Origin of the sequence: Chlorobaculum parvum NCIB 8327 (assembly GCF_000020505.1) — a bacterium.
GTDB classification, from domain to species: Bacteria; Bacteroidota; Chlorobiia; order Chlorobiales; family Chlorobiaceae; genus Chlorobaculum; species Chlorobaculum parvum_A.
This window is the reverse complement of record NC_011027.1, coordinates 284,712-308,658: the sequence shown is the minus strand read 5'-3', so window position 1 is coordinate 308,658 and position 23,947 is coordinate 284,712. Positions and strand designations below refer to the sequence as shown.

Genomic DNA, 23,947 nt, shown 5'->3' with positions numbered 1-23,947 from the left:
GGGAATGACCAAATACAGGTATCTGGTTTTTGCTTTTGAGACAGAATCTGTCCTGAAAATGAATACGACATTCTTTTTGCCACTCACAGAAAAGGATTTCTCCTTAAACAAAAAAAGCAGCCCCCGAAGGAGCTGCTTATCAGTACTAATTGCCTGCGGGATCAGGAGTTACGCTCTTCATTTGCACGCTGTGCACGGCGTTTGCATCTGGAACGCTTCAGGCGGTTGTCGATCGAAGGCTTCACGAAGTACGCTTTCTTACGAAACTCCTTCAGAACACCCGCTCTCTCGTATTTCTTTTTGAAACGCTTAAGCAGCTTGTCAATCGATTCATTCTCGTTCATCTGAACACTAACCAATGAAATTCACCCCCTTACCTGTGATGTGACGCCTTAGCGTCTTAACTTGTTTTTGATAATATCCGTCAGCGATTCGGAGCTTTTCTTGCCCTGTTTGAGCTGCACGTTCTCCAGAAGCTGCTTCCGACCGCTTTTGCAAAATTCCACGATGATAACATGCGCACCGCTTCCGGTGGCCTGTTTTTCACGAACAACCCCCACTTCGTCGAGGGATTTGTGATACACTGCATCCCCCTGGGCATAGATGCCTTAAGGGGTGTACACCTGACAATCTTCCGGCTTGAGCTCGCTGGGGTTCAATTCCCTGTCGATCTGAATCTGCCACTCTTTGAGAAGATGCACCTGATTGCATGCCGAACAACGGATCCAGTACTGGTTCTCGGCCGCCGACGCATTCTGCTCAGTTGCTGATTTCTTCTCCTTCGACTTTTTTTCGGGCGTTCCAAAAAGAGGATCCTCCTCTTTCGGCTTGTCGCTGGGCTTCCACTCACCGACAAAGGTCTGCTCGGTAATGCAACCGCAACCATCACAGTAACCAGGCTTGATCTTGCCTTCGAGTATGTGCTGCCTTTTTCTGGACTCTACCTTCATAAAACGTCGCTATGGTTTGAGTGCATGGTCATGCCCTCGAACATGCGCTTGCATGAAATTCAACAGGAACCGGCCTGAACGGATTCCGATAACAATTTCAGAGTTTAACTGCTGCTGTCGGCTGAATGCCGAACACATAAGAAAACAAAACCGCGTTGCTTCCGGAGTGCAGGAACCGCCAATCGGCAGTACCGGAAACCTGTACGTTCAGGAGTGCTTAGATAAGTAAATCAGTCCAAAAAAACAACCACATTATTCTGCAGTCGTTCACTTGTGCGTCAGCGCATCGATAAGATCAGATTTGGTAATCAGTTGCAGCCTTCCGTCACTAAGGCTGATAAGCACACCGGCCGCATTGGTCTGAAGTTTTCCGGACAGTTCGCTGATGGTGGCGTCCGGCTGGCAGACCGGGAAAGGCTTCTCCATAAAGGCCACCACCTTGGCGTTCATGGCCGAATCGTTCTCGATCAGGATGGAGAGAATCTTGTTTTCGCTGATGCTGCCGATGGGTGCGCCGAAAGAGACGATAGGCATCTGCGAAACGTCGTTCTGCTTCATCATTTCGAACACGTCCGCGAGTGTCTGCTCGGGCTGGGCGAAGATCAGATCCTTGCGCGCCTTGCGCAGGAGGATGTCGTCGGCAGTGATCTGGTCGAGCGCGGTCTTGGCCTTGCGGTAGAAACCCTGACGGCGCATCCACTCGTCGTTGTACATGCGCGACAGGTCGTAGCCGCCGAAATCGGTCATCATCACCACCACCAGCGAATCGCTGCCGAGGCTTTCGCCCTCGCGGAGCGCAGCGCACATTGCCGCGCCGGAAGCGCCCCCGGCAAACACACCCTCGGAGCGCAGCAGCTCACGGCCGCAGTTGAAGGCGTCGGCGTCGCTGACCTGCACAATCCGGTCGATCACCTCGGGTTCCCAGAACGAGGTAGGCTGAACGGCGCCAATATCCTCAAGCTGAAACGAGGTCACGCCCCCCTGGCTCCGGCCTTCGTGCAGGTCGTGATAGATCGAGCCGACCGGCTCCACGCCGATAATCTGCACGTCGGGATTGACCGATTTGAAGTAGCGACCAATGCCGGAAATCATGGCACCGGAAGCCATCGGCACGAACACGTGGGTCACCTTTTCGTCGCTTTGGCTGAAAATTTCCGGGCCGGTGCCGCTCTGGTGCACCTGACGGCTGACCGGATTTTCGTACATGTTGGCGAACCAGGCGTTCGGCATCGTCCGGACAAGGTTTTCAGCCACGGCTACGCACCCGTGCAGGTTGCCGCCCGTAGCTTCGGACGGGGTGAGCACCAGTTCAGCGCCAAGCGCACGGAGCACATCCTGCTTCTCCCGGCAGATGCTGTCCGGCGCGGCGAGCAGCACTTTGTAGCCCTTGCTCACGGCCACCATAGCCAGCGCGATGCCGCTCGTGCCGAAGGTCCAGTCCACCAGCGTCATGCCGGGATGGATGAGGCCCTCTTCTTCAGCCTCCTTGACGATGGCGGTCGACACCCGGCAATAGTGCGACATGCAGGGATTCATGTATTCAAGCTTCGCCATGAAGCGCGCTTTTTTCTGGCGGGTAAGCTGTTTCATGGGAACCAGCGGAGTGTTGCCCGAAATGTCGAAAATATCGTTGGTCATGGCGAAGATTGATGTGAGTCGGTGTTGTTCTGATTTTTAATATACATAAACAACGGTGCCGCTAAAAAGTGTCAAGGACCTGATCGATACGGTTTTGACAATCAGGCGTAAAAAACGTTTTTTACAGCATATCCAGATCAAATAAACCGCATCCGCATCACCGCCTTGAGCGCCGATTCCCGACAAAATTCCAGCACCGCTGACCCGGCTGCCCCCAACCTTTCCGAAGCACTCATCTCGCTCGGAAATCTCCGGCACAACCTGGCCTGCATCCAAGCCATCAGCGGCTCGCGTTGCCGCATCATGGGCATCGTCAAGGCTGACGCCTACGGGCACGGTGCAGCTCAAGTCACCGCGACGCTCGAAGAAGAGGGAATCAGGGAGTTCGGTGTGGCCAATATCCACGAAGCGATCGAGCTGAAGCAAAGCCACCGGATGCAGCCGGAGTCGCGCATTCTGGCGTTCGCCTCGCCGCTTGCCGGGCACATCGAGCACTACCTTGAGCACGATGTCGAGATGACCGTCTGCGACCACGAAACCGTTCGGACCGCTGAAGCCAAAGCTGCTGCGAGCGGCCGACGGCTGCGAGTACAGGCGAAAATCGATACCGGCATGGGCCGACTCGGCGTTACGCCCGAAGAAGCGCACAGCCTGCTGGAGCTGATCGACCGCTGCCCGAACCTCGACCTCGTCGGCATCTACACCCACTTCGCCGAAGGCCACAAGGCCGGTGGTTTCACCGCCCGCCAGCTCGAACAGTTCCTCGATGTAACCGGTGGATACGAACAGCGCACGGGCAGAACCGTGCTCAAACACGCGGCCAACAGTGGCGCCATCGTCTCCACGCCCAGCGCGCGGCTCGACATGGTGCGACCCGGCATTTTGCTCTACGGCTGCCACCCGATGGACGCCGAACCGACGAACGTACCGGTGAAACCGGTGATGCAGTTCCAGTGCAAGGTGATGTTCGTCAAGAAGGTGACGGCAGGAACGTCGATCAGCTACAGCCGCACCTGGAGCGCGCCCACAAGCACGAACATCGCCACGCTCTCGGCCGGTTACGCCGACGGCGTGCACCGCACGCTTTCAAACAAGGCGACGGTCTCCATCGGCGGCAACCGTTACCACCAGGTCGGCACAGTCACGATGGATCAGACGATGGTCGATCTCGGCCAAAACCGCTCGGTCAAGGTCGGCGATACCGCCGTGCTGTTCGGCTGGGACGGCCCATCAGCCGGAGAGCAGGCCATCGCTGCCGGAACCATCAGCTACGAGCTGCTCTGCGCGGTCTCAAAACGGGTCAAGCGCGTGTTCGTCTGACCATCTCCACAACGCAACAGAAATTCACCCCTATGAATTTTCTGAACAATCTTGCCGTCAAACTCGGCATCACCAAATCGGAAATGACTGCCGTTACGCTCCTCAGTTTCTTCCTGCTGCTCGGAGGCACGATGAAATACAGCGGCGCGATGCAGGATACCGACAAGGCAATCAAGCAAGCCGAAGCCGCCAGCTTTTCGGAAGCCGATGTCGATAGCCTTCTCGCCCTGGCTTTGCAGGAAAAAAGGTCGGGCGGAATAAGCGATGCTCGATTGGTAGCTGAAAACCTGCCCATCACAACTGAAAATGAAAGGCCAGAACAGACTGACGCAATAGCATCGACAAAACCTGCGTCCAAGAAAAAGCTGACCGGCACAATCGCCTTCAACACGGCTTCCAGCGCACAGCTTCAACGAATTTCCGGCATCGGCCCGGTCATGGCCAAGCGGCTCGTCGAGTTCCGTCAGCGAAAAGGGGGAAAAGTCGAACATTTTAACGATTTTCTGGAAGTGAAGGGGATCGGGAAAAAGAAACTCGAACGCCTCAAACAGCATCTTACCCTCGACTGATGAGCAGAAGCCAGATCGCCTGTGCCTTCGACACCGGCAGCACCACCATAGCCCGAGTCAAATCAACCAGTGCCGGCTCATACACCATGACCATGTGCCGCACCATCGACGGCGGCCTGGATGAGCTTGGCGGCCCGAAAGGCATGAGGCTCGCCAAAAAGCTGGTTTCGTTGCTCAGGGAGTGGCGCGACGAGCCGGTGGCGCTCTCTTTCTCACCCGCGGAAATCCGCACCCTTCCGGCATGGTTTCCCGAACAGATCGCTTCCGGCAGCTGCGACGAGCTGTGCAGAATCGAAGCGGGTTACTTTCTCAACAATCTCGAATCGTGGCGCTGGCACGACATGAAGCTTGAGCCCGCCGCGGGACAAGACGATAAGCTGACGCGCCGGATGCTGTTGTTCTACCCGTCCGCTCCAGCCCGCTTTATCGAGCAAGAGCTGGAACGACATTTCGAGGTGAGCACGTGCGGCGTGCATATCGAGCCGCTTGCCCGATTGTCGGCAGGAACCGGCAAGACCCAGACGGTGCTGGAACTGGAAAAACGCTATGCCGCACTTTCCCGGTCGGTTGACGGAAAGATCGACTACTTCAGGTACTGGCCGGTCAAAGATGAAAGTGAGCGGAACTACTTCGCCATAACGGAGCTGACCGGCTCACCGATCGGAGAGCGGACTGTTTTGGTTACAGGCTCCGAAGTCAACCCCAAAACGATTGAACGCATCAGCCGGGAGACCTCTCACTCACTTGAGCCACTGGAGCTATCCAGATGGGTCTCTTCAGAAAAAAGAGCCAACAAAAGCAAATCACCAACCGCCACTATCCGCGCCGTCAGCACAGCCATCATGGCACTGAACGACGGGATTGGGTGAGGATTGCCCCCTGCGCCCTTCCAATTTCTTCCTGTAGGGGCGAACCTGCGTGTTCGCCCTAATGTGACAGGCATTCCCTGAACGACTGTTCGGCGAGATACTTATGAATACAAGTAAATCGCACCTCTTTCCTCGCTCGAACTCTTCGGCGATGAGCACATACCTCGACGGCCATTCTGGCGCTGAACATTTCCGTAATTTGACAGCCCCGCCCAACGACCTTGCCGTCCTTTTCGTCCTTTCCCGCCAAATAAAAAAGGGCAGACACACAGGTCTGCCCCTACAAATCGTAAATACCATTCCCGTTCCTGAATCAGCCGACCGGGATCATTTCAATCATCCTCACAGATTCCCCACCAGCAACTCGGCGATCTGCACGGCGTTGGTGGCCGCGCCTTTGCGGAGGTTGTCGGCCACAACCCAGAGGTTGAGCGTGCGCGGATGCCAGTAGTCTGGGCGCAGGCGGCCAACGAACACCTCGTCGCGCTCGTAGGAGGTCATCGGCATCGGATAGATTCGAGCGGAAGGGTCGTCCTGCATGACGATGCCCGGTGAGCCGGCCAGCAGCGCGCGCACCATCTTGATGTCGTAGTCGCGCTTCAGCTCGACGTTCACCGACTCGCCGTGGCCTCCGTAGACCGGAATGCGCACAGTGGTCGGAGAGACCTGAATCTCCTGATCGTCGAAGATCTTGCGGGTCTCGTTGACCATCTTCATCTCCTCCTTGGTGTAGCCGTTCTCCGTGAAAGCGTCGATCTGCGGCACGGCGTTGAAGGCGATCTGGTGGAAGTGGGTAAAGGTTTCCGGATCTTCGGGGATGTTGCCCGCCAGCTCGCTTTCGAGCGCGTCGCGTCCCGCTTTGCCCTTACCGGTCACCGACTGGTAGGTCGAAACCACAATGCGACTGATGCCGTAGGCGTCGTAGAGCGGCTTGAGCGCCACCACCATCTGGATGGTCGAGCAGTTGGGATTGGCGATGATCGGGGCCGCCTTGCCTTCGCGGTCGAAGATCGATTCGGCATTGACCTCCGGGACGACGAGTGGCACCCCCTCCTCCATGCGGAAGGCCGAGGAGTTGTCGATCACGATCGCGCCCGCCTGCGCGGCCACAGGAGCCCACTCCAGACTGGCCGAGCCACCGGCGGAGAAGAGGGCGATGTCGACACCTTCGAAAATTTCCGGCGACGGCACTTCGGTGACGAACTCGCGCCCCTTGAAGGTCACCACTTCGCCGCGGCTTCGGGGAGATGCCAGCGGCACCAGCTCGCTGACGGGAAAATCGCGCTCTTCGAGCACCTTGATCATGGTTCTGCCGACAAGTCCTGTTGCGCCGAGAACGGCTACTCGATAGCCTGCATCACTGCTCATAAAATCAGATAAATGATAGGTTTAGTAATTCAGAATCAGTTTGGGCGAGTGGTCGTTCAAAAATTCACCACCCTCTTTGAGAAGCCCCTCGCGGTCGAGCGCTTCGCACGCTGCCTCGAACTCCCGGAGCAGTTCGACGATCACCGCCGGGTCGGGTTCGCGCACCAACAGGTTACGAACTTTCGACACGCCAGGCAACCCCTTGAGGTAGGTCGAGTAGTGGCGGCGCATCTCCAGCACGCCATGCTTTTCGCCCTTGTACTCCAGCGACAGGCGCAGGTGCTCCCTCGCGGCGTCGATCCGGTCGCGATACGACGGAAGCGGCAGGCGCTCGCCCGTCTTGACGAGGCTTTTAGCCTGCGCGAAAATGAACGGGTTGCCGATCGAGCCGCGTCCGATCATGATGCCGTCCGCGCCGGTTTCAGCGAACATCGCCACGGCGTCATCGGCGCTCCAGACGTCGCCGTTGGCGATCACCGGAATCGAGCAGGCTCGCTTGGCTTCGGCGATGCGCCCCCAGTCTGCGCGGCCTTTGTACATATCGCTGCGCGTGCGACCGTGCACCGCGACCGCCTGGATGCCCGCGTCTTCGAGCCGCCGCACGGTGTCGGTGATGTTGATCGAGTCGTGATCCCAGCCGATGCGCGTCTTGGCAGTCACCGGCAGCGAGACGGCGCCAACCACCGCCGCGGCGATGGCGGAGAGCTTCTCCGGCTCTTTCAGCAGCGCCGCGCCCGCGCCTCGTCCGGCCACCTTTTTGACCGGACAGCCGAAGTTGATGTCGAGGCAGTCCGGCTCGAAGCTCTCGGCAATCGAGGCCGCCTCGACCATCGATTCGACCGTGTTGCCGAAAATCTGCACCGCCACGGGTCGCTCGTGCGCATCCATTCTGAGCTTGCGTATCGACTTCTCCGCGCCGCGCCGGATCGCCTCCGCGCTGACAAATTCGGTATAGACGATGTCCGCCCCGTGCCGCTTGCAGAGTTGCCGGAAGGCACGGTCGGTCACATCCTCCATGGGCGCGAGGATGATGGGGCGGTCGATGTCGATCGGTCCGATACGCATGGTGTTCTGCCCGGCTTATTCGGTTGGCGTTCCGGTCAGCGTGTCGCGAACCTGCTGGCGGATGGTGTTGCGCACGGTCTCGTCCTCCTTCAACAGGCGCTTGACGTTCTCGCGCCCCTGACCGAGCTTTTCGCTGCCATAGCTGAACCACGCGCCCGCTTTCTTGATGATGCCGAACTCGACGGCCAGATCGATCAGCTCGCCCAGCACCGAGATACCCTCGCCATAGAGAATGTCGAACTCGGCGATTTTGAACGGCGGTGCAACCTTGTTTTTCACCACCTTGACCTTGGTGCGGTTGCCGACAACCTCTTCGCCATCCTTGATCTGCGCGATCCGGCGGATGTCGAGACGCACCGAAGAGTAAAACTTCAGCGCCTTGCCGCCGGTGGTGGTTTCGGGGCTACCGTACATCACGCCGATCTTGTCACGAAGCTGGTTGATGAAGATGCAGACGCTGCTCGATTTGGAGATCGCGCCGGTGAGCTTGCGCAGCGCCTGGCTCATGAGCCGCGCCTGGAGGCCGACCACGCTGTCACCCATCTCGCCTTCGAGTTCGGCCTGCGGCACCAGCGCAGCCACCGAGTCAACGACGACGATGTCCACCGCGCCGCTGCGCACGAGCGTTTCAACGATGGAGAGCGCCTGCTCGCCCGACTCGGGCTGGCTGACCAAGAGCGAATTGATATCGACGCCGAGCTTGCGGGCGTAGGTGGGATCGAAGGCGTGCTCCGCATCGACCAGCGCAGCAATACCGCCCTCTTTCTGCGCTTCGGCGATGGCGTGCAGGGCGAGCGTGGTCTTGCCGGAGGACTCCGGGCCGTAGATTTCGGTCACGCGGCCACGAGGAAATCCGCCCACGCCGAGCGCGTAGTCGAGCGCCATCGAGCCGGTCGAAATCGCCTTGACGTGCATCACGGCTGAATCATCGCCGAGGCGCATGATCGAACCTTTGCCGAACTGCTTTTCGAGCGTTTCGATTGCCAGGTTGAGTTGCTTGAGCCTTGCCGGATCGACCACCGGCGGCTGTGCTGTCTGCTTTGAGTTCTCTTTATCCATGAAAATAGTAGGGGTATGTGAATTGAAAATTTGCTATTCGGATTACAACGCCACGGCGCTCCTGAGGGTTTCGTCAAACGGCCGGTAGCTGATGCCAAGCTCCTGAATCGAGCGCAGGTTGCTGAACCGAGCGGAACGCGAAGCCTGCCGAATGCTCTCGATGCTGACGAACGAAGGGCGTCCGGTCAGCATCGAAAAGAGCTCGCCGCCAGCTCCGGCTGCAGCTCCGGCCAAGTTGCCGACGACCATCGGCTTGCCGGTGCGGCTGCCAGGCAGAGCGGCGATGCGGCTGAACAGCTCCCGGAAGGAGAGATTTTCACCGACAATGATGTAGCGCTCGCCCGATTTCCCCTTCGTCCACGCTGCGATATGGGCGTCTGCCGCATCCCTGACGTCAACAAAGCCAGTCGATCCTTCAGGACAGAACGGCACGCGCCCCTCGTAGATCAGGCGCAAGGTTTCGTTCGATGAACTGACGGGCATACCCGGCTCCGGGTTCCGGCCGATCACCACGCCGGGATTGACCATCACCACGTCGAGCCCTTCAGCCAGGCCGCGCCGGCATTCGAGTTCGGCCAGGTGCTTGGACTCCATATAAACGTTGTGGCGCTGCCATTCGGTAAACGTGGAGTGCTCGGTGGATTCAACAACGACGCCATCCACGGTCTCGGAACCGACAGCGGCAATCGAGCTGGTCATCACCATGCGCTTCACGCCGTGTTCAAGGCACGAATCGACCACATGGCGAGTGCCAAGCACGTTGGTATCATGCAACCGGTTGCGGAAGTTGCTGGTAAAAGCGATCATTCCAGCGCAGTGAAACACCACCTCCATCCCCTTGACCGCTTCTCCAATGGCGATTGGATCGTGCACATCCGCGCGAACGATCTCGACCGGAAAGCCCTTGAGGAACGAAGCGTCCGAACCCGCTCTGACCGCAACTCGGCAACGCACGCCTTCACCGAACCTGCCGATAAGATCAAGCAGAAGCCGTGAACCTATGTAACCCGTTGCACCGGTAATGAGTATCGGAATTGCTGACATGAACGATGGAGCAGTGGCGCCCTTCTGAAAACTCCGGCATCTGTGAAGCGATGCGGCCCAGCGCCGATTTGTTTTTAATAATAAGAAGAATAAAACGAATAAACCGTACATTGCACTCAAATCCATCCGCAATCGTGAGAAAAAGTCTTTCACCGGCAACTCCTGGCTCTGACCGGCACGCTGAACAGCGCCTTTCCTCAGGTGACATCCGAAGCGCAACCCTGCCCAACGGCCTGCGCATTGTCAGCAACCTGGTGCCCTACGTGCACAGCGTCACGCTGGGAATCTGGATCAACGCCGGCTCGCGCGAAGATCCCGAAGGGCTCGAAGGAATTGCCCATTTCATCGAACACGCCATCTTCAAAGGCACCCGCAAGCGGGACTATATCGACATCGCCCGCTGCATCGAGGAGGCAGGCGGCTACATCGACGCCTGGACCACCAAGGAGCAGACCTGCCTCTGCGTCCGATGCCTCCGCGAGCACCTGCCGCTGGCTTTCGACCTGCTGGCCGACATGGTGCGCGATCCGGTCTTTCCGAAGGAGGAGATCGAAAAGGAGCGCGAGGTGGTGCTCGAAGAGATCGCCAGCGTCAACGACACGCCCGAAGAGCTGATTTTCGAGGAGTTCGACCTGCGCTCGTTCCCCGGCCATCCGCTGGGCACGCCGATTCTCGGCACCGAAAAGAGCATCGAGCGTTTCTCGCGCAAGAAGCTCCGCGCCTTCATGCACCGCCACTACGTACCGTCGAAGATGCTCGTGACGGCAGTCGGCAACATCGGCCATGACGAAGTTGCGCAGCTCGCCGAATCGCATTTCGGCAGCATGGAAGAGCCTCCGGCGACTAAAGAATCGATGCGAAAGCAGTTCGATATTTCGGAGTACAAACCCTTCTCGGTGACCACAAAAAAGCGCATCTACCAGTCACAGCTCCTGCTCGGAACCATCATCCCGCGAGACGATAGCCGCTTCTGGAGCCTGATGGTGCTCAACGCCATGCTCGGCAGCGGCATGAGCTGCCTGCTCAATCTCGAACTGCGCGAAAAGCGCGGGCTGGTCTATCAGGCATACTCGTCGCTCTCCTTCCTCGACGAACTCACTACGTTCAACATCTACGCAGGAACCGACAAAGGCAAAGCGCCCAAAACGCTGGAAACCATCACGGAGCTGCTCAACAGCAAAGCGCTGCAAGAACCAGACCCGGACGACATCAGAGCGGCCAAATCGAAAATGCTTGGTTCACTCATCATGGGGATGGAAAAGATGACACGCCGCATGTCGCGCATCGCGCAGGATGTGTTCTACTACGGCCGTTACCAGTCGCCCGCTGAAAAAGCTGCCCTGATCGAAGCGGTATCCGAAGCCGACGTCGCCGAAGCTGCCGCCCTGCTCAGCCGCCCCGAGCAGCTCTCGACACTGATCTATAAAGCGAGCCGATAAGCCTGCATCAAACAGCCCGCCACTACGAGTCTGCCAACAGAAGCATCCAAAGGAGACTGTTTCAAAAGGATCGAAAAAATCGTATAATTAAAGCTTAAAATTTTTCAGGGAATCCTCACGGGCCGCACAGAACAAAACGGCAACCGGGATGCCCGCAACTTAACCGGTCACGAAGAGCCTTGCAAAAGAATATCACGAATGTCAGCGACACCGAGCAGCAACTTGAAATCATTCTGACTGCCGAAGAGTACCAGCCCGAATACGACCAGCAGCTTGAAGAGGCGCGCAGGTCTATCAAGATCAAAGGCTTCCGTCAGGGGCACGTTCCTGTCGGCATGCTCAAGAAGATGATCGGCCCTTCCCTTGAGGCCGAGGTTGCTGAAAAAATGGCATCCAAGCACTTTTCCGCCATCGCTGATGAGGAGAAAATCAATCCGGCCAGCCGCGCGCAGATCGACAGCTTCAACTTTGGCGACGGCGAGCTGACCATCAAAATTTCCTACGAAATCCATCCTGAGTTCGAGCTTAAGGATCTTTCCGCCTACAGCTTCACCCAGGCTGAATACAGCGTTACCGACGAAGATGTCGAGCGCGAAATCAAGCTGATTCTCAAAGGCCACGGCACGATGGTGACCATCGAGGAAGCTGCCGGCGAAGGCGACACGCTCATTGGCGACGTCACCAAACTCGATGCCGATGGCAACGCCGTCGAAAACGGCAAAAACGAGAACCACCACTTCAACCTCGAATACCTGCCGGCTGACAACCCGTTCCGCATGGCGCTCGAAGGCCGCAAAGCCGGTGACTCGGTCGAGGTGAACGTCGAGCCAAAAGAAGAGGGTGGCGAAGCTATCCGCTACCGCGTTGATGTCAAGGAGGTCAAACGCCTCGAACTGCCGGAACTCGATGACGAGCTGGTCAAGGAGATCACCCAGCAGCGCTTCGAAAACGTCACTGACTTCAAGGCTGACGTCAAGCTGCAGCTCCAGGCCCACTTCACCGACAAATCGGAACAGGATCTGCTCGAAGCCATGTCGGCCAAGCTGATCGAAGAGCATCCGGTACCGACTCCGAAAGCGATGGTCGCTTCGTTCCAGAACATGCTGCTCGAAAACGCCAAGCGCCAGATGGGCGGCCAGTTCCCCAAGAGCCTGAACGAAGCCGAGTTCCTCGAAACGCTGAAGCCGAATGCTGAAAAGCATGCCCGCTGGCTTCTGGTCAGCCAGAAGATCGCCAAGGAGAACGAGCTGAACGTCACCGACGAGGACATCAAAGCCTACGCTGAAAAAGAGGCCGAGAAAGAGCCTTCACTGACCGTCGAACAGCTGGTGAGCACCTACATGTCCACCGAGTTCAAGGACTACATCATCGATACGATCCTGAAAGAGAAAATCTACGACGTGATCAAATCGAAGGTGACCATCACCAAAGAGGCCACGCCGATTCCGGAGCATCAGGGCTAATCGGACTCGACCCGATACGCGGTTCGTCCGCAGCTATTGCAAAAAGGGCTCATCGACAACGATGAGCCCTTTTTTTATGTCTCTGTAACCCGGATTCAGAGCGGCTGCACGAGCGCCATCGCCACGGCGGAGTGGCGGTCGTGGGAGATGGAGATGCTGACCCGGTAGGAAAGGTGCGGGGCATGAAGCGTCACCTCGGGCTTGCCCGCTTCGTTGTTCAGCACTTCGATGGAATGCCAGCCAAGCTTATGACCGATGCCGGAGCCGAGCGCTTTGGAAATCGCCTCCTTGGCGGCAAAGCGTCCTGCAAGGCTTACTGCGGGATCGGGCTTGGCAAGGCACTGCTCGATTTCGGCAGCGGTCAGCACCTTGTTCATGAAAGCCTTGCCGGAGCGTTCGTACACGGCCCGGATGCGGGCGATTTCAACGATGTCAACCCCGATTTCCATGCAGAATCGTCAGGTACGTTCGATTTTCATGGAGAGGTCGAGCGCCTTGACGCTGTGCGTCAGCTCGCCGATGGAGATGTAATCGACGCCGGTCAGCGCGATCTCCGCGACGTTGTGCAGATTAATGTTGCCTGAGGCTTCGAGCCGGATGTCGCCATAGCCATTGGCTTTCACCCAGCGCACGGCTTCCGCCAGATCATCGACCATGAAGTTGTCGAGCAGAATGATATCCGGTCGGCAGGTGCAGGCCCTCACCAGCTCGGAAATGCTCCGCACCTCGGTCTCGATCTTGACGTTCACCCCGTGCTCCTTGCAGTATGCTTTGGCCCGGTTGATCGCCTCATCGACGCTGCCGGCGGCATCGATATGGTTGTCCTTGATCAGAATCATGTCGAACAGCCCGAACCGGTGGTTGGTGCCACCACCGATGCGCACGGCGTCCTTGTCGTAGTAGCGCAGACCCGGCGCAGTTTTGCGGGTGTCGAGAATCGCCGCGTTGGTGTGGCTGACCCGCTCGACATACATGTTCGTGCGCGTCGCGATGCCGGACATGCGCTGCATGAAATTCAGCGCCGTGCGCTCACCAAACAGAATGGAAGCGATACGCCCTCTCACTTCGAGAATATGCTCACCCGGATAGACCCGCTTCCCGTCCTGGACATGCGCCGTGAACTCAAGCTCAGGATCGGTCGACTGGAACACCTGCTTGACAACCTCGATACCGGCGATGATGCCCTCGGCTTTGGCTTCGATGCGGCCGATCCCGGTCTGGCTCTCGTCGACGGTCGCCTGGGTGGTGATATCGCCCTGGTAACGGTCTTCATCGAGCGCAAGCTGCATAGCCTTTAAGCGGCAGGTCTCGAAAAATTCCCTGAAAGCATGATTGGTTCTTTTGTCTGCCATGACTGCTCTGTCAGTGAGGGGTTAGCGAAAAAAAGACGCCTGTTTGGCGACCGGGATTGAGTCGATAAAGAAGGTAACAGTTTTTTTGGTATTCAGCACCGATCCGCGGCGTTTCTCCAAGCCGCATCACCCATCGTTGCAAGGCTGCCGTGAATAGGTTACATTCCTGCAACATTCCAATCAATAGCGATTCAGACCATGCCGCTTCATCACCGCTCCAGCATCCGGCTTGTCAATGCCGTTTTCTACGCCCGGCACGGCGTTCACAAGGAGGAACGGCGCCTCGGCGGACGCTATGAAGTGGATGTCGAACTCTGTTTCGACAGCGTACCGGCCGCTGAAACCGACGATCTCGGCAAGACGGTCAATTACCAGCGCGCCTATTCGATTATCGAGCAGGTGATGGTGGCAGAAGAGCCGGCGGCACTGATCGAAACCCTGGCATACCGGACGGCCATAAGGCTGATCGAAGAGTTGACCGTGCTGGAGAGCGTGACCGTGAAGGTGCGGAAGCGGTCGGTGCCACTTGGCGGCCTGTGCGATTACGCTGAAGCCGAGCATCGCATTGAAAAGAGGTAAACGATGGCACAGGTGACCGCGTACATCGGCATCGGCTCCAATGTCGGAGACCGGCTCGCTTACCTGCAGGGAGCCGTCGACCGGCTTGCAGGGCTGGAGCTGACGAGCGTGACCGGCGTATCGCGGGTGTACATGACCGAGCCATTCGGTGATCCCGACCAGGAGCGCTATTTCAATGCCGTGGTAGCCATCGAAACGGGGCTCGACCCCGCCGGGCTGCGCACTGCGTGCAAAGCGATCGAACGCGACCTCGGACGGCCCGAAGAGTATCAGCGCTGGAGCCCGAGAACCATCGACCTCGACATCCTGCTGTACGGCGATCGATGCATCGAAACCGATCTGCTCTCTATTCCCCATGCCGAGATGCACCACCGGAAATTCGTCATCGTGCCGCTGCTTGACATAGCAAATCCCCAGCATCCCCGCCTGCATTGCCCCATCGCCGACCTGCTCAGAACCTGCGGAGACAATTCAGTCCCGGTCAGGCTTGCGGATCAGCTCTCTTTCAAAAGCTGATCTGCGAACAAGCTTCCCGGCTTTTTCTTCCACTCGTACCGCCAACGCATCCTTCGGAAACAAAAAAAGCGGGCCACCGTAAAGCGACCCGCCATAAAAGCTCAAGCGTTCCGTAAGAATCAGTTCGAGAACGTGATATTCAGCATTCCCTGCTCGAAATCGGCGCCTTCGGTTTTGCGACCAACCAGCACGTTAGGCAGCACGATGCTCTTGCGGAAGTTGTTGATATCGACCAGCAACTCGTCGCCTTTGATGTTGACCGCAAGCTTTTCAACCTCGACGTTAGGCAGGTAGAGGCTGAGTACGTACTTGCCGTCGATCTTCTCAAGCGTCTGGGTACGATCGTTGGTGTAGAGTACATCAATCGGATTACGACCATCGAACAGCTCCTGGCTCAGATCATACAACCTGTCGGGATTGATGACCTCTTTGGGAGACTGCTTGGCCTTGAAAATCGGGACAGGATAGAAGCAGTTGTCGATCACCCTGAGGTACTTGGCCTGCTGGTCGATGAGGCTCTGCAGGTACGGGTCGCTTGAATTCTGAGGGAGCACCTTGTTGACCACGGCAGCATCGAGTTTGTAACCGAACAGGTTGAGGTAGGTCTGGACGCGCAGAGCCTCCTTGATAACCATGTTCTCCGGATTGAGCACCACCCTGAAGGTCGTAATGCTCTTGTCCTGCAACATACCGTGCAGCTCCTTCATGTGATCGTTGACCTCGGGCATGAGCTTGAAGATGTTCTTCTTCGGCATGAACTTGGTGAGCAGCGGAGCGGCAAAACCGATCGCTTTCGAGTGCCAGCCGCCGATCTTTTCGGAGTACCAGCCGTAGGACTCCGGCATACCGAGCAGGCGCATCGTCTCGCCGGTTGGAGCGGCATCAACCACGACAGCATCGTACTTGCCGGACTTGGCCGCTTTCCAGATGTAGCGAAGGCTGATCATCTCCTCCATGCCAGGCACGATGGCAAGCTCTTCGGCGACGATTTCGTTCGCGCCGTCATGCATGAGAATCGAGGAGAAGTAGGAGTACAGTTCGGTCCAGTTTTCCCTGATTTCTGCAAGAACGTTCACCTCCATGGCAAAAAGGTTTTTCTCGACCTCAAGAGGGGTCGAGCTCAACTCAACGCCGAACGCATCAGCAAGACTGTGGGCCACATCGGTACTCATGATCAGCACGCGCTTGCCGCTGCGAGCGATCGCTGTCGCTGTGGAAGCGGAAACGGTGGTCTTGCCCACGCCGCCTTTGCCCAGGTAAAGAATGATTCTCATGGTGTTGAAAAACTATGGTGAAAACTTGACTTAAACTGAATGTCTTTCTCCCGTCGGCTTTTGGCCGTCAGACTTTTCTCCCCCGCCGTTTGCTCCGGCCAGCCTTGCCAGAAGGACGACGTTGCTGTTCGGTGGGTTTCACGCTTGCTATTTTTTTCTCCGGCTCGTCAGATTCTATGGTCATGTACTCGTTCGTGCCGGACGAACGCTTTTCTGCTTTCGGTTCCTCGCCAAGAGCGACAAAAAGCGCCTCTTCGGAAATAGTAATCTCTTCAGATTCGGACGATGTTTCAGAAACTGATGCAATTGCCGGCTCAGCTTCATTCGCAACAACATCACTGGCCGATGCCTCAGATGCAGCCTCCTCCTCCGGTTCGGACTCTGATGCGACTTCGGGTTTGAGCTCAGTTGCCGATTCCTCCGATGCAACAACCTGCACCTTCTTTGTCTCGGGCGCTTCCGGTTCAGGCTCGGCCTCAACATTCGGCTCATCGGATGCTACAACCTGAAGCTTTTTCCTCACCGGGATTTCCGGTTCGGGTTCGGGAACTGATGCCTCAGCCAACTCTGGCTCGATGCCAGATTCAGCCTCCAGCTCCAATGCAGCTTCAATTGCAGCCATCTCAATCACCGGGATATCCTCTTCCGGCTCTGGCTCCGATGCAGAAACGACGTCCGATTCGGACTCTTCGGCTGCGACGATCTGGATCTTTTTCCTTACCGGCTTTTCCGGCTCAAGCTCGGGCGCCGTTTCGGCTTTCGGCTCATCGGATTTTGAGAGTGTATTGATCGCGCCTCGCGTTGTTTCATCGTAGCTCATCAGCTTTTGTGCAACATCAGCGCGTGCGCCGCTCCCCTCTTCGGCTTTGATGGCGACCTTTTTCCGTCGCACTCCTGAACCGCTATCAACCGGCTGACTGGCCACCGGAGATTCAGGCTTGACCGGCTCAGGCTCGGACACCGGCGCTTCCCGCTCCGACTCGTCGTAACTCATCAGCTTGCGAGCGATCTCGTTGTCATCCTCCATCTTGATGGAGAGCTTCTTTCGGCGACCGCCACCATCGGCTCTGGTATCGTCAATGGCAGGCTTGCGCTCCTCACGTGAAGTAATCGGCTCATCGCTCCCGGCAAAAAGATCGGCAACAGAACTCTCTTCGTCATCCTTGACGCTGATCTTCTTACGCCTGATCGTCGACGAGTTATCGTCAGGTTCCTCCTCGAACGGGCTTTTGCGCGGTCTGGAAGCTGAACGGTCATCACCGGCTGCGGGGCCGTCAGACGCGGGCTGCGAGCTTTTTTTGCCGCCACCGCTGCCGAAACCGGTCATTTTGATGATTTTGCCAAGAGAACCGATCATGCCATCGTTCACCACAGCCGTTTTGATGGCATTCATAACGAAACGCTCGGCCATCGGGTTGCCGGCGATATTGGCCAGCAGCTCGTTGAGGGCGGTCAGCACCGTAGCCACATCACCGGGCACATGCTGAAGATCTTTCATCACCTGGTCACGCAACTTGAACGGCGCGTCACCAACCATATTTTTGATCTGATCGGCAATCCGCTTCAACGAGGCTGGATCGGTAGGCAGCATCGACTCGAGCCCGCCGCGCGGAGCAAACGGTGGGGCACCGATACCCGGCATGCCCATTCCGCCAGCCTGCGGGCGTTCGCCATACGGTGATCCCTGAGAGGGAGCCTGTTGCGCACCGGGCTGTCCGCCCATGGCACGGTACTGTTCGAGCAGATCCTGGCCATAACCAATGCCGGCATCAGGGACAGGCATCTGCGGCGCCTCAGGCGACTCCAGAGGCAGTGAGATGTTCCTTGGCGGGCAGACGGCCCGAGCAGCCTGAAGAATCCTGCCGGCTGCATCCGGAGGGATCTCCTGACGGTAATTGACTCCGAGATAGTCCTCTATGGTTGATTCGACGGCGGTTTGAAGCTTGATGACCATTTCTGCTTCACGAATTTCGACCATGTCGAAAATCACGAACACCGGCTCTTTGCCCTCGCGCCGTATTTTGAGGTTCATGGTCGCGAACGCGCTATCCTTGTTTCGGCTGTTCACCGATACAGCGCCGAGCGTGAAGCGATCGAGATAATCTTTCGAAGCCCCTCTCGCCCAGAGGTAGAGCGCCTTGTCAGAAAAGATCAGATAATCCTGATAGACAATATTGCCTACCCGCTCCTGATGAGATTCGTAAAAAACGCCGTCAAAAAATGCGATGGGAGTTTCACCTTCGCCAATCAGGCGTTTCTGGAAAAACTCAGCAACATCACCCAGTTCAGTCTGTCCCGAGATATAAAGAGAAAAATTAGCCATTTACCGCTTCCGGTCACGTTACCGTTGAAATCCGTTCATCATCGATAGTCGAACCAACAAAATATGAAAACAAAAATAAATTACGTAACGCTGAACCGTGATTAAGCGACCGAAGAAATCTGGGAGCATGAAATGAAGAGGTGGCAACGGGCAAAAGGCAGGCAATCGATGCGGGAACGGCATAAAACTAAAAAAGCAGTGACGGTGCAAAACCTGTCACTGCTTTTAGAATCTTGCTGAACGGTTTGCTTATTTGGCAAACTTCGATTCAACTTCTTTGGTCGGAACAGCATAGCCGGAAACCTCAGGTGAAGAACCACGAAGGCTACCACCACCCATGGAACCATAGGCATTGCGGTTGATCCTCATGGTGCCTTTGCCCAGAGAATCAAAAAGCATGCCGACGGTCTCCCAGTGACCCTCGACCATAACTTCGAAAATGCGGCCTGCGGCGGCTAAGATGTCAGTAAAGACGCCTCCTCCACTCATAACTCCTCCTTTTGGAATTTAATTGACAGAAAAAACAACATTCAAAAATGAGACTTAAGACAAAAATAAGCGAATAAACGAAAAAACACAAATTAAAAGATTTTAAGCGCCCTCCTGCCTTCCGTCCCGGCCGGGCAGGGCCGACGAAAAAACCTTACTTCTTTCCGGTGGTTTTCTGGAACGAACCGGCGATGTTCTTGACCGCATCGGAAGCCGAAGAGCCCGCGTCACCAACTGCCTTGGCAGCGTTGCCGGTAACGTTTTCGACGTTCCTTACCGCGTCATTGTAGAGATCACCTGCCGAGCGGGATACGTCTTTGACGGTGATCGCGACACGATCGATAGTCTCGCCTACTACGCCGCCCGAACCACCGAGCATGTTGCCGATACCCGAGGCATCGACCAGCGAACCGACCGTCCCTGCAACCGTCTCAACAACGCTGCCCGCGACCTCAAGACCGCCAACGATGGCGCTCTGACCGGTCAGAAGCACGCTTTCGGCAAGAAAGGTGAGCCTGTCGGTGAAATCGAGGTCTTTAAAATCCTTGCGAAGTTTCTGATACGATTCTGACATTATGTCCTCCTTTAATCCGACCGCCTTGGCAGCCCGGAGTTACTGTTATGTGTAAAACGACTTTGAACGAAACTAATAAAAAAATCGCCCTTGCTCAAACAGGAATCCGTGCCACATTAAGCTTTGTTAAACTCTCTGGTACGGTGATGCTGGCCCTGCTTTTCGAGATCGAAGGGAATGTGCAGCCACTTGTCACGGAAGACGGCATCGCCGGGTTCCAGACCGGTAAGGCTGACCGGAAGCGTAATGATCTTGCGCTGGTTGCCAATCTGGACAAACAGCTCGTCACCGGTAACCCACACATCGATATCGACCGGGTTGGCAAACATGAGCTTGAGCTGAACTTCATAGATATCGCCCTTGCGAACAAACTTGATCGGCGGCTCGTCATACATCATATCGGATGGATCGGTGTCACCATAAATATCATGGGCAAACACTTCGAGCGATTTGACGCCGACGATCTCCTGATCATACATCTTCAGCTTTTTGACCGGAAGCGGCGAAAAGCCCTCTTCGATCTCGCCAAGATATTTTTGCTGGATGCCTTTCCACTTTTCGAGGTAACCGCTGTTCTCCTGTGCGTCGAGCAGCTTGTTGACCAGCACCATATCGACCTTGAAGCCATAGAGGTTCAGGTAGGTCAGGGCGCGCATGGTCTCCTTGATCGACATTTTCTCGGCGTTCATAACCAGCCTGACGGTCGACTTGACGTTGTCGGTCAGAATATCCCGAATGTCTTCGAGTTCGTCGAACACCTGATCGACAGATTCGATAGCGTCTTCCGGCGGAATGTAGTAGGCAATTTTGTCCGACATTTTGGACAGCGGCTTGCTGAGCGGACGAACAATATATTTATTGACGTTTTTCACCGCCTTCATGCCCCATGAAAGGGTATCGGGAAGCGAGAGCAGGCGAAGGGTTTCGCCGGTCGGAGCCGTATCGAGCACGAGCGCATCGTACAGGCCGGTGGATTTGTAGCGTTTGATTCTGAGCAGGGAGAAGAGCTCTTCCATGCCGGGAAGAATCGTCATTTCGTCAGCCATGACGCCAGAGACGCCCTGAGCCATGAAAACGCGAGTGTAGTACTTCTGTACCGAATGCCAGTTCTCCTTGAGGTCAACGTAAGGGTTTACCTCGATGGCGTGAAGGTTTTCCTTGATCTTGGTCGGCTCAGCGCCAAGTTGAAGGTTGAAAGAGTCTGAAAGGCTGTGGGCAGGGTCGGTCGAAAGCACCAGCGTGCGATGTCCCATCTCGGAAAGACGGACTGCCGTGGCGGCCGAGACGCTTGTCTTTCCCACACCACCTTTACCAGTAAAAGTTAATATACGCATGAACCAGGCATTGGAAGTTTATTATACAGCCAAGATCGTTAAGATATACTTATCCAATCATTCTGCAAAGCACCATTCACAAACAATCCGCGCCCGGAACCAAAGAGATCGTTGCAGGCCACATCAGCGGGAACGAACGCATTTGCAAAATCGATGCTGGGGCTCTTAATTACGTGCAGATATTGATAACGGCGTTTTCCTGAATCATCGCGGGGGCCCGACCGCCGCGACCAAGAATGCTTGCAGCCATGCTTCAGTCCAGCACCATCCGCGACCTCAAATCGCACGTTACCGGCATTCGTCCGGCAGGCCAGGATGTCTCGATCATCTCCATGCCCTGCCCGGAAATCGCCGCGACCGCCCGGCCGGGAAACTTCGTGAACATCAAGGTCAGCTCGTCGGATCAGCCGTTGCTCCGTCGGCCGTTCTGCATCCACAACGTTGAGGGTGAAACGATCGAGGTGATGGTGAAAAACGTCGGACGCGGCACGGCGATGCTCTGCGAAGCCTCCTGCGGCGACAACCTGCTGGTGCTCGGCCCGCTCGGCAACGCCTTCGGCACCGACCCCGGCGAGTTCGATACTGCGCTGCTCGTTTCGGGCGGCATTGGCACCGCGCCGATGCGCTTCCTCGAAACAACGCTCGCCGCCCAGGGGACTCCATTCGCCAATCTGGTCGGCGGCCGGAGCCGCACCGACCTTTTGACTGCCGGGCTCTCGAACGTCAGCACCGCGACCGACGACGGCTCGGAGGGATTCCACGGCAACGTCGTGCAGTTGCTCGATCGTCACCTTGCCACAGAAACGGATGGCCAGCGTATCAAGGTCTTCGCCTGCGGCCCCAACCCGATGCTCAAGGCACTGGCCAATTTCTGCAAGGAGCGCGGCCTTGCCTGTGAACTGTCGTTGGAGTCGATCATGGGCTGCGGCATCGGCATCTGCTATGGCTGCATGGTCGAGCTCAAGAACGCCGATGGCGAGAAAGAGAGCATCCTGCTCTGCCGCGAAGGACCGGTCATCGACGGCACGCGCTTTACGGCCTGACTTGAAGAATACGGAATAATCATGTAGCTTGACGCTCAAAGCAACCGAACTCTGCGTCCTCAATAGCGCAGAGGCGCACGTCAAGAGAACCGAAAATCACGCACACCATTATGGCACGAGGCTTGAACAAAGTAATGCTGATTGGCCACCTCGGCAGCGACCCGGAACGCCGCGAAACCGCATCCGGCCAGACCGTCGTCAACTTTAACCTTGCCACCAGCGAAGGCTACAAAGACAGCACCGGCAACTTCCAGGAGCGCACCGAATGGCACCGGATCGTAGCCTGGGGCAAACTGGCCGACATTTGCAGCCAGTACCTCAAAAAAGGCCGTCAGGTCTATATCGAAGGCCGCCTGCAGACCCGCTCGTGGGACGACGCCAAAACCGGCGAAAAGAAATACACCACCGAAATCGTGTGCAGCGACATGCAGATGCTCGGCGGACGTGATTCCGGCGGTGGCATGGGCGGCGATTCCTATTCGCAGGAACGGCCATCCTACTCCCGCCAGCCGAAACAGGAATCGTCATCCGGCGATTACGGCAACCGCCCCGCGTCGAGCGGAGCACAGGAGTTCGAAAAGGACGACCTGCCCTTCTAATCAACGACCGACCTCTGTATTGAACCCGCATGGCTGACCTGAAAAAACAGATCGCATCAGGCAAGATCGAGCCGGTCTATTTCTTTCAGGGACCGGAAAGCTGGCTCAAGGAGGAGATCGAAACGCAACTGAAAGCCTCGCTTTTTCCCTCGGAGAGCGAGGCCGCGCTCAACACCATCATGCTCTACGGCCCGGACGTCACGCTGGGCCAGATCATTTCGGCAGCCTCGGAGTACCCGATGTTCACCGAAAAAAAGCTGGTCGTCGTCCGGCAGTTCGACAAACTCAAAAAGGTGACCGGCAAAACCGAAAGCCTGCATCAGGAGGAGTCGCTGGTGCGCTACCTGGCAAACCCGGCCTCCTTCGCCGTGCTGGTGCTCGATGCTGAGCAGGTCGACAAAAAAGAGCTTGAGAAATTCCCGTACAAACAGCTCAAGTCGTTCCGACATGACTTCCCGGCGGTCAAACACCCCGATGTCTTCGCCGCCGAACGGGCCCGCGAGGCGGGCTGGGAGTTCGATCCAGACGCCCTCAAAACCTTTGCCGGTTACATCGAACCCTCGTCTCGCCTGATCTGCCAAGAGATCGAAAAGCTCACCCTCTACGTCACCGACAAACGCACCGAACGCCGTATCACCCTCGACGATGTCTGCCAGTGCGTCGGCATTTCAAAAAAATACAATGTCTTCGAGCTGGAAAAAGCACTGGTCGGCAAGAACCTCCGGCTTTGCAGCGGCATCGCCCTGATGATTATGGAGCAGGAGGGACAGAAAGAGGGGCTTATGAACATCGTGCGCTACTTCACCACCTTTTTCCTGCGCATCTGGAAGCTCCAGACCCCCGGCCTGCAGCAGCTTTCGCTCAAAGACACGGCGGCAATGCTCGGCATGTACGGCCGACAGGAGTTCTTTGCGAAAAACTATATCGACTACGCACGGCGCTTCAACCTCGCCGAAACCGAGCGAGCCCTCCACGCCCTGCGCAATGCCGATGCCGCCCTCAAGGGCATCGTGCAGTCACCGGACGACAAATTCACCCTGCTGAAAATGATGCAGGAAATTCTGGGATGAGGGGGAAGTT

23 protein-coding genes and 1 pseudogene are annotated in these 23,947 nt (G+C 56.8%); 10 read left to right on the top strand and 14 right to left on the bottom strand.

The genetic code is table 11. The annotated features are described in order from the left end of the window. Positions 1-161: 161 nt before the first annotated feature. From rpsU to CPAR_RS01495, 3 genes and pseudogenes are all read right to left on the bottom strand, one after another. On the bottom strand, positions 162-359 hold the full coding sequence (rpsU, locus tag CPAR_RS01505) for a 30S ribosomal protein S21 (RefSeq protein ID WP_012501548.1): 198 nt from the start codon (positions 357-359) through the stop codon (positions 162-164). 33 nt (positions 360-392) lie between these two features. Beyond that, a pseudogene (locus tag CPAR_RS01500) lies at positions 393-950 on the bottom strand (hypothetical protein). A 267-nt stretch (positions 951-1,217) separates the two neighbouring features. Beyond that, a complete protein-coding gene (locus CPAR_RS01495) occupies positions 1,218-2,588 on the bottom strand; it encodes a cystathionine beta-synthase (RefSeq protein ID WP_012501547.1) in 1,371 nt (456 codons plus the stop codon). A gap of 165 nt (positions 2,589-2,753) precedes the next feature. Here CPAR_RS01495 and alr point away from each other — a divergent pair, with 165 nt between their 5' ends. The 3 genes from alr to CPAR_RS01480 are packed head-to-tail and all read left to right on the top strand — an operon-like array spanning position 2,754 to position 5,346. Continuing rightward, positions 2,754-3,908 (top strand): alanine racemase, encoded by a 1,155-nt coding sequence (gene alr, locus CPAR_RS01490; RefSeq protein WP_012501546.1) that lies wholly within the window; start codon positions 2,754-2,756, stop codon positions 3,906-3,908. A 32-nt stretch (positions 3,909-3,940) separates the two neighbouring features. Beyond that, the gene (locus tag CPAR_RS01485) at positions 3,941-4,477 is read left to right on the top strand and encodes a ComEA family DNA-binding protein (RefSeq protein ID WP_012501545.1); all 537 of its coding nucleotides are present in this window, start codon (positions 3,941-3,943) and stop codon (positions 4,475-4,477) included. Further along, positions 4,477-5,346, top strand: coding sequence for a hypothetical protein (locus CPAR_RS01480; RefSeq protein WP_012501544.1), 870 nt, complete (start codon positions 4,477-4,479; stop codon positions 5,344-5,346). Before CPAR_RS01485 ends, CPAR_RS01480 begins: the two co-directional genes overlap by 1 nt. Positions 5,347-5,688: 342 nt before the next feature. Here CPAR_RS01480 and CPAR_RS01475 read toward each other — a convergent pair whose 3' ends face one another. The 4 genes from CPAR_RS01475 to CPAR_RS01460 are packed head-to-tail and all read right to left on the bottom strand — an operon-like array spanning position 5,689 to position 9,882. Next, the gene (locus CPAR_RS01475; protein WP_012501543.1) at positions 5,689-6,714 is read right to left on the bottom strand and encodes an aspartate-semialdehyde dehydrogenase; all 1,026 of its coding nucleotides are present in this window, start codon (positions 6,712-6,714) and stop codon (positions 5,689-5,691) included. A gap of 21 nt (positions 6,715-6,735) precedes the next feature. After that, on the bottom strand, positions 6,736-7,779 hold the full coding sequence (dusB, locus tag CPAR_RS01470; protein ID WP_012501542.1) for a tRNA dihydrouridine synthase DusB: 1,044 nt from the start codon (positions 7,777-7,779) through the stop codon (positions 6,736-6,738). A 15-nt stretch (positions 7,780-7,794) separates the two neighbouring features. Continuing rightward, positions 7,795-8,838, bottom strand: coding sequence for a recombinase RecA (recA, locus tag CPAR_RS01465; protein ID WP_012501541.1), 1,044 nt, complete (start codon positions 8,836-8,838; stop codon positions 7,795-7,797). Positions 8,839-8,880: 42 nt separating this feature from the next. Further along, positions 8,881-9,882, bottom strand: a complete 1,002-nt coding sequence (locus tag CPAR_RS01460) for an SDR family oxidoreductase (RefSeq protein ID WP_012501540.1) — start codon at positions 9,880-9,882, stop codon at positions 8,881-8,883. Between the two features lie 110 nt (positions 9,883-9,992). On the opposite strand from CPAR_RS01460, the gene CPAR_RS01455 reads away from it, so the two are divergent. Both CPAR_RS01455 and tig read left to right on the top strand, forming a co-directional pair. Then, on the top strand, positions 9,993-11,321 hold the full coding sequence (locus CPAR_RS01455; protein ID WP_012501539.1) for a M16 family metallopeptidase: 1,329 nt from the start codon (positions 9,993-9,995) through the stop codon (positions 11,319-11,321). Positions 11,322-11,500: 179 nt separating this feature from the next. Next, on the top strand, positions 11,501-12,784 hold the full coding sequence (gene tig / locus CPAR_RS01450; protein ID WP_012501538.1) for a trigger factor: 1,284 nt from the start codon (positions 11,501-11,503) through the stop codon (positions 12,782-12,784). A gap of 95 nt (positions 12,785-12,879) precedes the next feature. Here the strand turns inward: tig and acpS are convergent, their stop codons facing one another. Both acpS and nadC read right to left on the bottom strand, forming a co-directional pair. Continuing rightward, positions 12,880-13,233, bottom strand: coding sequence for a holo-ACP synthase (acpS, locus tag CPAR_RS01445; RefSeq protein ID WP_012501537.1), 354 nt, complete (start codon positions 13,231-13,233; stop codon positions 12,880-12,882). 9 nt (positions 13,234-13,242) lie between these two features. After that, complete coding sequence (gene nadC / locus CPAR_RS01440; RefSeq protein WP_012501536.1) at positions 13,243-14,136, bottom strand: carboxylating nicotinate-nucleotide diphosphorylase; 894 nt, start codon at positions 14,134-14,136, stop codon at positions 13,243-13,245. A gap of 198 nt (positions 14,137-14,334) precedes the next feature. Between nadC and folB the strand changes: the two genes are divergently transcribed. Together folB and folK are read left to right on the top strand one after the other, a co-directional pair. Further along, positions 14,335-14,715 carry a dihydroneopterin aldolase gene (gene folB, locus CPAR_RS01435; protein WP_012501535.1) on the top strand — a complete coding sequence of 127 codons (381 nt, stop codon included), beginning with the start codon at positions 14,335-14,337 and terminating at the stop codon, positions 14,713-14,715. Between the two features lie 3 nt (positions 14,716-14,718). Next, positions 14,719-15,231 (top strand): 2-amino-4-hydroxy-6-hydroxymethyldihydropteridine diphosphokinase, encoded by a 513-nt coding sequence (folK, locus tag CPAR_RS01430; protein WP_012501534.1) that lies wholly within the window; start codon positions 14,719-14,721, stop codon positions 15,229-15,231. Between the two features lie 119 nt (positions 15,232-15,350). On the opposite strand, the gene CPAR_RS01425 is transcribed toward folK, so the two are convergent. The 5 genes from CPAR_RS01425 to CPAR_RS01405 all read right to left on the bottom strand — a co-directional run bounded on the left by CPAR_RS01425 (position 15,351) and on the right by CPAR_RS01405 (position 21,225). Then, positions 15,351-16,505: an ArsA family ATPase gene (locus CPAR_RS01425; protein WP_012501533.1), complete on the bottom strand. Its 1,155-nt coding sequence runs from the start codon at positions 16,503-16,505 to the stop codon at positions 15,351-15,353. 67 nt (positions 16,506-16,572) lie between these two features. Beyond that, positions 16,573-18,828, bottom strand: coding sequence for a prolipoprotein diacylglyceryl transferase (locus tag CPAR_RS01420; protein WP_012501532.1), 2,256 nt, complete (start codon positions 18,826-18,828; stop codon positions 16,573-16,575). 249 nt (positions 18,829-19,077) lie between these two features. Continuing rightward, complete coding sequence (locus tag CPAR_RS01415) at positions 19,078-19,317, bottom strand: bacteriochlorophyll c-binding family protein (protein WP_010933599.1); 240 nt, start codon at positions 19,315-19,317, stop codon at positions 19,078-19,080. 154 nt (positions 19,318-19,471) lie between these two features. Next, complete coding sequence (locus CPAR_RS01410; RefSeq protein WP_012501531.1) at positions 19,472-19,891, bottom strand: chlorosome protein C; 420 nt, start codon at positions 19,889-19,891, stop codon at positions 19,472-19,474. A gap of 116 nt (positions 19,892-20,007) precedes the next feature. Then, the gene (locus CPAR_RS01405; protein ID WP_012501530.1) at positions 20,008-21,225 is read right to left on the bottom strand and encodes a TRC40/GET3/ArsA family transport-energizing ATPase; all 1,218 of its coding nucleotides are present in this window, start codon (positions 21,223-21,225) and stop codon (positions 20,008-20,010) included. 248 nt (positions 21,226-21,473) lie between these two features. Between CPAR_RS01405 and CPAR_RS01400 the strand changes: the two genes are divergently transcribed. From CPAR_RS01400 to holA, 3 genes are all read left to right on the top strand, one after another. Continuing rightward, complete coding sequence (locus CPAR_RS01400) at positions 21,474-22,268, top strand: dihydroorotate dehydrogenase electron transfer subunit (protein WP_041466228.1); 795 nt, start codon at positions 21,474-21,476, stop codon at positions 22,266-22,268. A 110-nt stretch (positions 22,269-22,378) separates the two neighbouring features. Then, on the top strand, positions 22,379-22,867 hold the full coding sequence (locus CPAR_RS01395) for a single-stranded DNA-binding protein (RefSeq protein ID WP_041466091.1): 489 nt from the start codon (positions 22,379-22,381) through the stop codon (positions 22,865-22,867). A gap of 29 nt (positions 22,868-22,896) precedes the next feature. After that, positions 22,897-23,937, top strand: coding sequence for a DNA polymerase III subunit delta (gene holA / locus CPAR_RS01390; RefSeq protein ID WP_012501527.1), 1,041 nt, complete (start codon positions 22,897-22,899; stop codon positions 23,935-23,937). The last annotated feature ends 10 nt before the right edge of the window (positions 23,938-23,947 follow it).